The sequence below is a fragment of the Cellvibrio sp. KY-YJ-3 genome (assembly GCF_008806955.1).
Classification (GTDB): domain Bacteria; phylum Pseudomonadota; class Gammaproteobacteria; order Pseudomonadales; family Cellvibrionaceae; genus Cellvibrio.
The window spans coordinates 2,926,770-2,939,638 of sequence record NZ_CP031727.1 but is presented as its reverse complement, the minus strand read 5'-3'; the positions used below and the strand labels follow the sequence as shown (position 1 = coordinate 2,939,638).

Sequence of the window (12,869 nt, the reverse complement as noted above, 5' to 3'; positions counted from 1 at the left end):
TTAGTTCCCCTGGGTTTGAAAGGTTGCAAAAGGAATTAACAAGCTTGCGCAAGTGCCTTTACCAACCGTCGATTGCAGTAAAAATTTTCCGTGATGCGCGCGTGCAACAGCCTGCACAACACTCAAGCCCAAACCCGTGCCCTGGGCTTTGGTAGTTACAAATAAATCGCCAACAGAATTAAGCAACTCCGGCGACATGCCAGGGCCTTTATCGCACACCCGAATCCATAAGCGCGGCGTTTCCTGATCCAACGCAGAATTGTGTTGCACTGCGGTATTCAGTGCTTTGGGATAACTATTAAATTCAATGCGCAAATGCGCTTTGCGCTCCACGGCTTGAATAGCGTTGTTGACCAGATTCAATACCGCGCCCACCAAGGCATCGCGGTTACATTGAATATATTCTTCACGGCAATTAATCACCCAATCGCAGGTAGATTCACTGGTCATGAGCGGTACTTCCATCGCCTCAGCCAATTCTGTTTGTAACTGCGCCACACTGATCACATCGTTCAACGGCAACTCGCCTTTCACGTAAAACAGCATGTCTTGAATTTGGCGTTCGATATTATTTAAACGCCCCAGAATTTTTTCGGAGAATTGTTGGCGACGTTCGTCATCCAATTTGCCATTGCATAAATGACCGGCATACAACATGGCGGAGGACAGCGGCGTACGAATTTGATGTGCCAAAGCACCCATCATTTTGCCCAGTGCCGACAATCGCTCATGGCGACTTAATTCACTTTGCAAACGGCGGGTTTCGGTTTGATCGGTGAGCAAAATAATTTGCCCGTCTTCACCCAAATTGCGGGTTTGAATGCTAATGCGACGGCCATCGTGCAAGGAGACTTCGTGACCGTCGTCCTGACGCGGCGCAAAACTGCGTTTAATCACCTCACGCCATAGTTCACCTTGCAGAGGCTCACCCAAAAGATCCAGCGCGGCGGGATTGCATTCGGACACTCGACCGGAGGAGTCCAGTACCACCACTCCGCCGGGTAAAAAATTGAGCAAGCTTTCCAAGCGATTAGCGAGTTTTTCTTTTTCCGCTAATTCCTGTAACCGGCGATCGCTCAGGCTACTTAGCTCTTCATTTAATTCAGCAACGCGGTTTTCCAGCAGATAGTAGGAGTCGGCTAATTGATCGGAGAGTTGATCGAGGGAGGTAAACGCCGTTTTTGAACCCTGACGTTTTTCCGTCAGCACTTTTTCGTTGATAAGTGGCTTGGCAAGCAATGCACCCGCAGCAACCTTGGCCACATCACCCGAGGGCACCAGGGTTAACCCTGCCTTATCCGCGGTATTCAAAAGCGCTTGTGTCATAAAAACCCCTGATCGCCAATTTCACTTCACCGCCTGCTGAAAACCGTCAATAAGTTAACGGATTAGGCGCCGATGAAGCTGCTATACAAGGGTATTTGCAAGCGTGATGCCAACATTATTTAGCTATTATTATCAATGAGTTACGAGTATCAACTACTAGATCAAGTCAAACTATTGGCTCGCTCGGAACATCGCCTATCGCAATGAGGGTGATGCAAATCGACACAACCGACGATATAAAATTCACCCGGATTAGCGTATAAATTGCGACAGTTTGACGTCATCTCAAACCGGATACCCGATCAAATTGGATACGAATAGGACTCAGGGATTATTATGTGCCGCCAATTACAGCAGACCTTCACACTGGCTTTATTACTTGCGGTAATGCCCTTGCACGCCGCCGAGATTTACAAATACCAGGATGCTAACGGCAAATGGCGCTTCACCGATAAAAAGCCCAAGGAACCGACCGCCGAAACACTTACCCTGAAAAGCGCGGAAAAACAAAAAGTTGAACCGGTGTTTTATGTGGATAAAAACGAGACTAAACGCAAAAATTACTTAGTGGTGCAAAATCCTTTTCACGCCCCCATTCAGGTAGAACTGCGCTCCCCGCAAGCCAAGCAGCGCCAATCCAAAATAATTCCTGCGTTGAGTAAAAAAACGCTGCTCAGCGCGGCAGGTACCATCGAGCCCTTCACCTATAAATGGCAGCTCGGTGACCCCAAACTTACGCCTGGCACGCAGGAATATCAGCTACCCGCCGATGCGCTGGGCTGTCATCGTATTACCCAGGGATTCAACGGCAAATTCTCCCACCATGGCGACAGCAGTCGCTATGCAGTGGACATCGCCCTCCCGATGGGTACCGCCATTAAAGCGGCGAGGGATGGCGTCGTCATCGCCGTAAAAGACGATTACCACATGGGCGGCGTGGATAAGTTTTTTCTGGATAAAGCCAACTACGTGCGCATCCTCCACAACGACGGCACCTTTGCCCTTTACGGCCACATACTGCTCGGCACTGCCATCGTCCGTGAGGGGGACAAAGTCACCGCAGGCACCACCCTCGCCCGCTCGGGCAGCTCCGGCTACTCCAGCGGCCCGCACCTGCATTTTGTGATCCACCGCAATACCGGCCTGAAAATGACCGCAGTTCCCTTCAAATTTATCGCCAGCAAATCCTCGCAAACCTTTGTGCCCATGGCGGGGCAGCGGTTGTGTGATATGTAGCAATGATGATCCCCATCAATTACTGAAAACACACAAACATCCAATCGCCCAAAAAACAACCGCTCATCGGCCAGCGTAAAAGTATCTGGCATATTATTCATCAACTGCGTACCATGCGCGCCGACACCCTTAAGGTCAGTGTCACCCTCCTCTGTTGCCAAACACCCTCGTGTGTTTGCCACATCTCAGCTCGCCAGACCTTGCCCGCCACGCGGGAGGCCGAGCAACAGGAAAACTTTATGTCGTTTGATACTCTCGGTCTGCGGGCCGATATTCTGCGTGCTATTGCCGATCAGGGCTACAGCACTCCTACTCCTATTCAGTTGCAAGCGATCCCCGCCGTATTAAAAGGTGGCGATATCCTTGCAGGCGCACAAACCGGTACCGGTAAAACCGCTGGTTTTACCCTGCCCTTGCTGGAAAAACTGAGCCAGGCGCCAGCCGAACAAGCCGCTGGCCGTCGCCCGGTACGTGCATTAATTTTGACTCCTACGCGCGAACTCGCTGCGCAAGTGTTTGAAAGCGTGCGCGATTACGGTAAATATCTGCCATTGCGCTCTACCGTAGTGTTTGGCGGCGTGAGCATTAACCCGCAGATGATGAAACTGCGCGGTGGCGTAGATATTCTGGTTGCCACTCCCGGCCGCTTGCTGGATTTAGTCAACCAAAATGCCGTCAGCCTGCGTCAGGTTGAAGTTTTGGTACTGGACGAAGCCGACCGTATGCTCGATATGGGCTTTATTCACGACATCAAAAAAGTATTGGCATTACTGCCAAAACAGCGCCAGAACCTGCTGTTCTCGGCAACTTTTTCCGATGAAATCAAAGCGCTGGCCGACAAACTATTGAATCAGCCCACGCTGATTGAAGTCGCGCGCCGCAACACCGCCTCTGAGCGGGTAACGCAAGTTGTTTACCCCGTTGATCGCAATCGCAAACGTGAATTGCTGTCACATCTGATTAACAAAGGTGAGTGGCAACAAGTGTTGATTTTTACCCGCACCAAACACGGCGCGAATAAATTGACCGAACAATTGCAAGACGACGGCATTAGTGCAGCAGCGATTCATGGCAATAAAAGCCAAGGCGCACGTACCAAAGCACTGGAAGATTTTAAACGCGGTGCGATTCGCGCACTGGTTGCCACCGATATCGCCGCGCGCGGTATTGATATCGACCAACTGCCGCACGTAGTGAATTTTGAATTGCCGAACGTACCGGAAGATTACGTACACCGTATTGGTCGTACTGGTCGCGCCGATGCAGAAGGTATTGCGGTATCACTGGTCTGTATCGATGAAGATAAATTCTTGCGCGATATTGAAAAGCTGATCAAACGCAACATTGATAAAGAAATTATCAGCGGTTTTGAACCAGACCCGAACGCGAAAGCCGAACCGATTGTACTGGGTCGCCGTATGACTATTGGTGCAGGTAATGGCAATGGCCGCTCAGCGGCGAAAAAACCGGCACTGGGCCAAAAACCGAAAAATGGTAATGGTAAATCCCAGCCAAAAGATGGCGCGCAGCGTAAACCGCAAGGCCAGCAACACGCGGGAAATCGCAGTGGCAACAGCGCTGGAAAACCTGCACAACGTGCACGTCGCCCACAAGCAGCAAATTGATGTTTCAACAAATAAATGTTTAGTTTGTCTGTGCGATAAATTTGCAGACTAAAAGCATGCTAAAAAAGCCCCGTATTGCTTATAGAATGCGGGGCTTTTTTATGGCTCACACATCGTTAAATCCCCAAGGCTCCAACTCAAGGCTACTAAACGTAATGCCCTCTGCTGTTTTTGCCGCAGGTTTATAACCCTGTTGCATGGCCTGAATAACACTGCAGTGAATTTTTTGGTCCGGTTCAATAGTGCGCGCTACTTTTAACCAACCAAATTTTTCTACCCACTTACCTATATCCGGCATTGTGTTCCAAAACTCCTGATAACTCTGGCGAATCTCCCCCTCAGGGCTCTGTGCATAAAAACCAGACAATTGGCTCACATCCAGCTTCAGCCCCGCTTGCTTGGCGCTATTAAGCAGCCAACATAAAGTGATATCCGATAAATTTGTATCGACATAACCACCACCAATATTCGAGTGCACACCAGCAAACCAGACTTGATTAATCTGCTGGGTGGCATTGCTCACCTTAAAATATTCCGGCAAAAATTGTTTGCGTTGCTCATCCAACGCCAGCGCCTGACAACAGATTTGAACATTTCCAGGGCTCAACTGATGGTAATCGTTAAAACCATCGCCAAATGCCAAAGCACCAACCGTATCCCACACACCAAGAAAATGGATGCCCGCTGGCTGCATGCCTAGGACATTTGCTGGAACTTTATTTTTGCGATAGCTATCGTAGAGCGACAGCAATTCAGTGGAGCCTAAAATGCGCCTATGTTCAGGCAAACCAACACAATGAATAAACCCCATCAAACTGCGCACCGCAAAGGCACCCCGGCTAAAACCGAAACCAAAAATTGCATCGCCCGGCTGCCAGCGCTGCGCTAAAAATTGGTACGCATCAATAATGCGCTCGGAAGTGCCGGTGCCGGTGGAGCCCTCAAAATTGCGCCATTTTTCACTGCCGCTACTGCCCACTCCATTTAAATAAAGCGCTGCTCCGGCCTGCCCGGCCAGTGGCTCAATAGCACCATAAGGGCTGGCACTATTTAAGTCGCACTGGGTGAGCGCCTCCCATGAAATTTGCACATTGGTTTTAGTAACAGATTCTTGATGATCGACAGGATCTGTGTCGGTTTGACCGGGGCTATTCCAGGTACCATCAATGCACACTACCCAAGTATTTGCCATATTTAAGCTCCCTCCGCTTATTCATTTGCTAATTAAATTGATAAGGGCCAATAGCCAGAAATTTGATGCATAAAAAAAGCGGCTTGCGCCGCCTTTAAAAGAATTAAATTTACTAGCGCTGCATATCGTATTTGCGCATTTTTTCAACCAGTGTCGTACGGCGCACACATAATTTATCGGCGGCGCGCGCAACAACACCACCGCAGTCGTTAAGCGCTTGTTGAATCAAACTCATTTCCAGATTGGTAATGTATTCACGCAAATCAATTCCCTGCTCCGGTAACAGCGGTGTATCGTTCATGCTCACATAACCAGCACCCGCTGAGTTTTCACCAACCACACGCTGGGAGGATTGCACAAAATCTTCTTCAACTACGTCAATGTGACGGTATTTTGCAGGCAAATCCTGTACACCAATAACACCAAAAGGGTGAGTGATCGCCATGCGTTCAACCAAATTCGCCAGTTCGCGCACATTACCGCTCCACTCATGTTGGCAGAGCGACATAATCGCGGCGGAATTAAAACGAATTGAACCGCGCTGCTCACTTTCCATACGCGACACCAACTCATTAATCAGCAGAGGGATATCTTCTGCGCGCTCTTTTAGTGAAGGTAGTTCAATAGGGAAAACATTCAGGCGATAAAACAAATCTTCGCGAAAAGTATTGTCGGTAATCATTTGTTCAAGGTTGCGATGGGTCGCCGCAATAATGCGAACATCAACCGGCTGTGTTTTATTGCTGCCTACACGCTCAAAACAACGCTCTTGCAATACCCGCAGAATTTTTACCTGCATGTTAAGTGGCATATCGCCAATTTCATCTAAAAATAAGGTGCCACCTTCGGCCATTTCAAAACGCCCGGCGCGAGAATTGATTGCACCGGTAAATGCACCTTTTTCATGACCAAACAATTCACTTTCCAACAGCTCTGCAGGAATGGCACCGCAGTTAACCGGTACAAAAGGTTTATCACGACGGGGGGAGTTGTAATGCAAATTGCGCGCAACCACTTCTTTGCCGGTACCCGATTCACCGGTAATCAATACCGACACATCTTTATCAGCAACTTGCGCCATCATTTCGCGCACATTTTGAATTTCGCGGCTGGTTCCCACCAAACTGCGGAATAAATGTACAGGGCGACGTTGCGGTTGGCGTTTGGAACTGGATTGAGCTTCGCAATACAACTGTGCGCGGTGCAAGGTATCAACCAGCTTGCTGTAGGTAGGAGGAACCGAGAGATTGGCAATCACCATAAAACGCAGTGCATCCTCCAAACTGGCATCAGCGTTTTGATTTTCATCACCCACCAGCACAATTGCTAATTCATCATTCCAGTTGCGCACATCTTTGAGCAGTTGGGTAAGATTTTGTTTGCTGGCGCGATAATCACCAATAAAAACGGCGACATAATCTTCGCCATGATTCTGATCAGCCACCGCCGATAACCAATTATCGCTGGCACTGACCAATGCAGGCTCACTGAGAAATTCCAATAACACATTTAGATCGTGTCGACGTGACGGATTATCGTCAATAACCAAAACTTTGTTGTTGCGCCACATACCCCAAGACCTTTTTCATTTCATGCCAATGACTTATGGCTGCCAATTAGCTGACAACTACACACGGCGAGAAGATTTATGGGAGTAAGTATTAGTAGAGACTGTGAGGTTAGTCAAATTAATGACGAATTTTTATTGGCGCTTTATCAGAAAGACAACAATTTGAATATTTATTCGCCAAAAAAATGCCTGACAAAAATCAGAATGAAAAAGTCACTATTATTTTTGTCAGGTGCGGGTTTAATTTTTACTGTAACAATCGGAATGATCAGGGAGCCTTGGCGGCTTGCGGGCCAATTTCATCCCAACCGGACTTGACTGTTTTAAGCAGCTGAATGACTTCAACTACTTTATCTATATCGTTTTGTGCAGAGGCTTCCAACAGGCGAAGATTAATGTATTCATAAAGCTGATCCAGACGCTCGGATATTTCGCCGGCTTCCATATCTAACGAGCTACGCAAACCGCCGACAATGCCAATCGCTTTACCAAGCATTTCACCTTTAACGGCAATATCGCCCCGCTCCATCGCACCTTGCGCTGCCGCCAAACGCCCTAACGCGCCTTCAAATAACAGTTGAATTAAACGATGGGGCGATGCATGACTGACTTCGGACTCAATACCGAGCTTCTGATATTGTTTGAGTGCTTCTTGCGGATTGTAATTAGACACAGCATATACCTGATAGCCATAGGATTAACCTAGGCTAGCAGGGTCGGCTGATTTTGGCGAGTATTGCGCATAAAAAGCAGGTTGCGGTGTTAATTTCCGGCGAACTTGTGGCCATATGGGGCAATGTTTGCGTGACTTTGCGATTAAGTCGCATGCAGCAAGGTTACTTCCTGCTGGCATTGAGCGATCAAACCGGCATAAACACCTTTCAATTCACTCAGGGCGCGAATCAATGTTGATTTGTCATTACGATTAGCGGCAATCACCCTGTCTATTAATACAACGCAAACACGATCCAAATGACGAATGCGCTCCCAATCTTCTTGCTGCAAGGCGACAGTTAACGCCTGCTGCAGTGAGCGCATGGCCATTATCCCGGCCTCACCGGTGTAATCTGGCTCAGGTACTAATCGTAGCGTCATCGCAGACTCCTTAAACGTCTTTGCCAATTGCATCCCAGGCAGATTTAATCTCCCCAAGCAAGCGCGCACATTCATCCAGTTGATCAATGCTGTTTTCGTAATTTGCCTGGGTTAACCGACGGATAATGTAATCGTAAAGGCTATCTAAATTTGCCGCTAACGCGCCGCCTTCATTGTCATTCAAACTGCCCTGCAAGCCCCCTACTATTGCCGCCGCTTTGCTGATTAACTCACCTTTGCGCGCAAATTGTTTTTGCGCAATAGCACCTTTTGCTTGCGCAATACGCTCCAGAGCACCTTCAAATAACATCTGGATGAGACGATGGGGAGAAGCAGATTCAACACCGGAATGAACTTTAACGCTGGCATAGCTATTTACGGCAGAATAGGAATTCATACATCACCATTGATTGTTGCGGCTCAACAAGGAGCGGAATGCTGCGGCCCTAAACAGCGCCTGAACAGTCGCGACCAGAACATTCGCTGGTCTTATAAGCTAGCGGCTATATCGCAAAAACCTTTAACAAAAAGTGACGCTCATGCAAAAAACTATTCTGATCACCGGTGCCTCAACGGGTATAGGTTATGAAGCCGCCCAGGCGCTACGAATTGCGGGCTACCGGGTTATCGCCAGCTGCCGCAAGATTACCGATGTAGCACGGCTCACCGCTGAAGGCTTTGAATGCCTGCAGTTGGACTTGAGCGATTCAGGTTCAATCCAAACAGCCTTTAAAGAATTAATGGCACTTACCGACGGAGAAATTTATGCACTCTTTAACAACGGCGCCTATGGGCAGCCGGGAGCGATAGAGGACTTACCTATTGATGCATTACGCAAACAATTTGATACCAACTTTTTTGGTTGGTGTGAGTTAACGCGTTTAATACTGCCGGTCATGATCAAGCAGGGTTATGGACGAATCATTCAGAACTCATCGATTCTGGGCATTTCCGCCATGCCGTTACGCGGGGCATATAACGCGAGCAAATATGCAATTGAAGGTATTAGCGATACATTGCGCCTTGAATTAGCCGGCACCGGGGTATTTGTTTCACTGATTGAACCGGGACCGATACGCAGCGAATTTCGTAAAAATGCTCTCACTGCACTACTGGAAAACATCGACACCGAACAAAGCCGCCACCGGGATATTTACGCAAAGGCAATCAATCGCCTGGGCAAAGCAGAAACCAACACCCCCTTCACCCTGGAACCAGCGGCTGTTATTAAACGGCTTAAACATGCCCTCGAGTCACCTCGTCCACAAGCACGTTATTACGTCACCTTCCCCACTTACCTCGTTGGTGTAATGAAGCGAATTCTACCTAATCGTTTGCTAGATAAACTTCTGCTCAAAATAGGCAGTTAATTCATTTTCGATTCAGTCATGAGAATTAAATTAACAATATCTATAACGGGGGAAAAACGATGGCCAAATATACCGCTCCATTCATTTTATGCACCGCTTTACTAGCAACCACCGCGAATGCCGATTCCCTTCGCTGCAATGGTCAACTCGCCAGTGCGGGCGATACAAAAGCGGATATTATCGAACTGTGTGGTGAGCCACTGATGACCGATAGCTACTGCGAGCCCTCCGCCGCAATCACCACTCCACAAGGTGTTCAAAACGGCAACAACAACATTCAAAACAATGTCGCCATTCAAACCTGCACGGAAGTCGAGATCTGGACCTACAACCCAGGCAAAGGCAAATTTATGACCCATCTGTATTTTACTCAGGGCGAATTGCGCAACATTCGCTATGGCAACAGGGTGAAATAACAGCAGTTTGAAAAACTATTGCACAAGCTGATTTACTGTATATAATCACAGACACTGTACAGATAAACAGACCCAGGAGTGCACTATGTTTGACTTAACGCCCCGACAGGAACAGGTACTGCAATTGATCCGCAGTTATGCGGATGAAACCGGTTATCCACCTACCCGCGCCGAAATCGCACGTATCTTAGGTTTTAAGTCAGCAAATGCTGCCGAAGAACATATCAAAGCGCTTGCTCGCAAAGGGGCAATCGAAATTATCCCCGGCGCATCGCGCGGTATTAAATTACCTGAATTGCAAGCGGGCATTCCTATTATCGGACGAGTTGCTGCAGGCAACCCGATCCTTGCACAAGAACATATTGAAGATTACTGCAACATTCCCACCAGCTTCTTTTCGCCCAGCGCTGACTTCTTTCTGCGAGTGCATGGCATGAGCATGAAAGATGCCGGCATTCTTGATGGTGACTTACTCGCAGTACATAAAACTGATCAGGCACGCAATGGCCAAATCGTTGTCGCCCGTATTGGTGAAGAAGTCACAGTAAAACGATTCAAGCGTGCAGGTAACCGCGCACAAGTTGAGTTATGGCCAGAGAACCCCGATTTCGATGTCATTCTGGTTGATACCCGCGACCAGGAATTCAGTATTGAAGGTTTAAGCGTAGGAGTAATTCGCCGTGACTAATATCGCTCGTGTTATACCCCAACATACCCCCAACCAGAAAACTGCCAGCGGTGTCACCGAGCTGGTATTAACCAGCGACTCGCCAGAACAGCTCGCCCTGCTCTTGCCCATGATTGCGTTTTTAAGCAATAGCGCCAGTGACCGCTGGATTACCTGGATCGCACCGCACAATATCAGTAGGGATTTGCTTGAATCCTACGGCGTAAATACTCGCTTTATCCGCGTTATTCATGCGCAAGATCCACAAGCTCTGTTATGGATAACCTGGGAGGCACTGTCTGCTGGCAACAGCCACACGGTTATATCCAGTCCTGGGAAATTAAGTGATAAGGAGCTGTCGCAGCTGGAGACGGCAGCAGCAAAAGGTCAATGTCAGGGGCTGCTGCTACGTGTTAGATAAATTCAAGTTGAATAATGGAGATCAAGGACGATAACAACCTCGCTTAATCAATGCAGCATCATTTTTTCCAGCTCGGATAATTCACTAAAATTATCATCCAATTGGGCTTCTGCCTGCTGATCTGCAATTTCCCCTGCTACATCCATTCCCGCTTCAATCATCGCTTTGGCGACCATGAACTTTTCCTCTCCCAGAAATGCCAGAGATTCCTGCGAAAAACGAATTGTTACCAAGGGCTCATTAGTTTCGCTATCTGCGCGTTGCAAGGCAACATCGCCATTCGTCAGCTCAACAATTTCATAAAAGGAAGACATAGGATTCCCGTTATTGACGCAAGAAAAGGGCGCGCATTCTAACACCCAATGTTATGGAAGCCTATTTACCAGCTATTTATCAATCGTTGCACTTGAAAAATATCAACCCACGCGAGGGATTGCCTGCAATAACAAGCAACCGGCAGAACTTTTAAGCCTGTGGCCAGCATGGGTATTAGCAGGAATTAGTGCCACATCACCGCTAGCCAATGTGGCAGCAGCGGCATCATCACCAATAATTACCTCTCCTTCCAACACCATTAACAAGCAATAGCGCTCAACATCAAAGTGATGAATACCATTCAAGGCAATCCGGCGTACTTCAAATTCATCGAAGTTAACGATGCGCTGAATCTGAATATCGTCGCTCTCATAAACTATGACCGGCGGAAGCAAATGCTCAGCATTGATATCGACCAGACTCAAGGCCTCATCCGTATCCCAATGCTGCTGAGTGAGAACCTTCTGGCCGAAACTAAGAATCTTTCGCTCATAAACCGGCGTCTGGAATTCTACGACCCGCACACCGTGCTGAAGTGCATGCGGTACCAATCTTGGTACAGCAACCACATCGCCAATCGAGAGCGGTAGATGTGCAATAAAACGATCCATCGCATCTTTCAAATCCTGCTCACGAACAACTAAATCTTTATATTCAACATCTTGCGAGAGTTGTTTAACCCATAACTTTAATTGATCTACAGCAACTGGTTGATCCAATGCGATACCCAGCTCCTGCTTTTTTTGATCGAGTACTGCATCAATTGCTCGCCGTGTTTTTTCATAGTCCTTAACCGCTTTACGATATGCGTCTTTAAATGCACTCCATGTCAGATACTGCGCTCGCATGGCAGGATCAAAGCCAAGTTGAATGGCGCCACGCCCATCTGGCCATGCACACTTATCAACATGAGTAACGACGTAAACTTCCTGCTTCTGCTCGTGCAACTCAAAATACAGATCGCCATAGCGTTCATCCGCAAGTGGATCGAGGACTTTGAGAAGAATCAGTTGCTCGGCAACGGTCATTGCCAGTTGATCGCGCAAGAACTCCATCACCCAGGGTAAAGGTAAGCTCCCCCCATCCCCTATCACTCGGGCCTGCCCGCGCGTTTCAATACCGGTATACCAAATTTCTTGCCCCCAAGGCTTGGGGATATAAACCGGCTCCAATAATAGGGGGGACGAGATCCGAACTAGCGGGAAACCCTGCTCGCGACAATAACGAACCATTGACTCAACATTGGCAGGCACCAATTCCACTTCATGAAGACGATCACTGGAGCAAGGAAAGATACTGATACTGACGTCGGGAATAACCGACTGGTGATTTGGCAACGAGATCGAAATAAACGCGAGCAAATCCTGTTGCGGTTGCCCGGCAAGGTAATTTGCATGATGGACAAAACGCACAGCAAATACATCAACGCTGGTTTTATCTGCAGAGTCCTGCCACGACTTTATGCGCTGGGCCAAACACCTGTCCGGTGTTGTATTTTTATCCAGAGTAAGAAGAATCAAACCTGTCTCTTTGATGGGTTAATCGAAAAATAGAATCTAGTTTATCAGAGCGATGTAATTTCTTGCTGGCAAAACAATAGGGATTACATTTGTGTACATATAAAAAAGGCCGGCAT

General features: G+C 48.0%; 14 protein-coding genes. 6 read left to right on the top strand and 8 right to left on the bottom strand.

Annotation, left to right across the window (positions count from 1 at the left end; all coding sequences use genetic code 11):
* On the bottom strand, positions 1-1,326 hold the full coding sequence (locus tag D0B88_RS12375) for a PAS domain-containing sensor histidine kinase (RefSeq protein ID WP_151057522.1): 1,326 nt from the start codon (positions 1,324-1,326) through the stop codon (positions 1-3).
* A 336-nt stretch (positions 1,327-1,662) separates the two neighbouring features.
* On the opposite strand from D0B88_RS12375, the gene D0B88_RS12370 reads away from it, so the two are divergent.
* Together D0B88_RS12370 and rhlE are read left to right on the top strand one after the other, a co-directional pair.
* Positions 1,663-2,562 (top strand): peptidoglycan DD-metalloendopeptidase family protein, encoded by a 900-nt coding sequence (locus tag D0B88_RS12370; RefSeq protein WP_151057520.1) that lies wholly within the window; start codon positions 1,663-1,665, stop codon positions 2,560-2,562.
* Positions 2,563-2,801: 239 nt separating this feature from the next.
* Positions 2,802-4,187: an ATP-dependent RNA helicase RhlE gene (gene rhlE, locus D0B88_RS12365; protein WP_040391665.1), complete on the top strand. Its 1,386-nt coding sequence runs from the start codon at positions 2,802-2,804 to the stop codon at positions 4,185-4,187.
* A gap of 106 nt (positions 4,188-4,293) precedes the next feature.
* Here rhlE and D0B88_RS12360 read toward each other — a convergent pair whose 3' ends face one another.
* The 5 genes from D0B88_RS12360 to fliS (D0B88_RS12340) all read right to left on the bottom strand — a co-directional run bounded on the left by D0B88_RS12360 (position 4,294) and on the right by fliS (D0B88_RS12340) (position 8,441).
* Complete coding sequence (locus D0B88_RS12360) at positions 4,294-5,379, bottom strand: DUF2235 domain-containing protein (protein WP_151057518.1); 1,086 nt, start codon at positions 5,377-5,379, stop codon at positions 4,294-4,296.
* A 112-nt stretch (positions 5,380-5,491) separates the two neighbouring features.
* Positions 5,492-6,949 carry a sigma-54 dependent transcriptional regulator gene (locus tag D0B88_RS12355; RefSeq protein ID WP_151057516.1) on the bottom strand — a complete coding sequence of 486 codons (1,458 nt, stop codon included), beginning with the start codon at positions 6,947-6,949 and terminating at the stop codon, positions 5,492-5,494.
* 268 nt (positions 6,950-7,217) lie between these two features.
* Positions 7,218-7,622, bottom strand: a complete 405-nt coding sequence (fliS, locus tag D0B88_RS12350) for a flagellar export chaperone FliS (RefSeq protein ID WP_151057514.1) — start codon at positions 7,620-7,622, stop codon at positions 7,218-7,220.
* A 143-nt stretch (positions 7,623-7,765) separates the two neighbouring features.
* On the bottom strand, positions 7,766-8,044 hold the full coding sequence (locus D0B88_RS12345) for a hypothetical protein (protein ID WP_225318353.1): 279 nt from the start codon (positions 8,042-8,044) through the stop codon (positions 7,766-7,768).
* A 10-nt stretch (positions 8,045-8,054) separates the two neighbouring features.
* Positions 8,055-8,441 (bottom strand): flagellar export chaperone FliS, encoded by a 387-nt coding sequence (gene fliS / locus D0B88_RS12340; protein ID WP_040391661.1) that lies wholly within the window; start codon positions 8,439-8,441, stop codon positions 8,055-8,057.
* A gap of 142 nt (positions 8,442-8,583) precedes the next feature.
* Here fliS (D0B88_RS12340) and D0B88_RS12335 point away from each other — a divergent pair, with 142 nt between their 5' ends.
* The 4 genes from D0B88_RS12335 (at position 8,584) to D0B88_RS12320 (ending at position 10,918) form a co-directional block, all read left to right on the top strand.
* Positions 8,584-9,414 (top strand): SDR family oxidoreductase, encoded by an 831-nt coding sequence (locus D0B88_RS12335; RefSeq protein ID WP_151057512.1) that lies wholly within the window; start codon positions 8,584-8,586, stop codon positions 9,412-9,414.
* Positions 9,415-9,473: 59 nt separating this feature from the next.
* Positions 9,474-9,830, top strand: a complete 357-nt coding sequence (locus D0B88_RS12330) for a DUF2845 domain-containing protein (RefSeq protein WP_007640840.1) — start codon at positions 9,474-9,476, stop codon at positions 9,828-9,830.
* Positions 9,831-9,915: 85 nt separating this feature from the next.
* A complete protein-coding gene (lexA, locus tag D0B88_RS12325) occupies positions 9,916-10,518 on the top strand; it encodes a transcriptional repressor LexA (RefSeq protein WP_007640839.1) in 603 nt (200 codons plus the stop codon).
* On the top strand, positions 10,511-10,918 hold the full coding sequence (locus tag D0B88_RS12320) for a cell division inhibitor SulA (protein WP_007640838.1): 408 nt from the start codon (positions 10,511-10,513) through the stop codon (positions 10,916-10,918). Before lexA ends, D0B88_RS12320 begins: the two co-directional genes overlap by 8 nt.
* Positions 10,919-10,965: 47 nt before the next feature.
* Here the strand turns inward: D0B88_RS12320 and D0B88_RS12315 are convergent, their stop codons facing one another.
* Both D0B88_RS12315 and D0B88_RS12310 read right to left on the bottom strand, forming a co-directional pair.
* Positions 10,966-11,232: a hypothetical protein gene (locus tag D0B88_RS12315; protein ID WP_007640837.1), complete on the bottom strand. Its 267-nt coding sequence runs from the start codon at positions 11,230-11,232 to the stop codon at positions 10,966-10,968.
* Positions 11,233-11,334: 102 nt separating this feature from the next.
* A complete protein-coding gene (locus tag D0B88_RS12310) occupies positions 11,335-12,753 on the bottom strand; it encodes a hypothetical protein (RefSeq protein ID WP_151057510.1) in 1,419 nt (472 codons plus the stop codon).
* Positions 12,754-12,869: the final 116 nt, after the last annotated feature.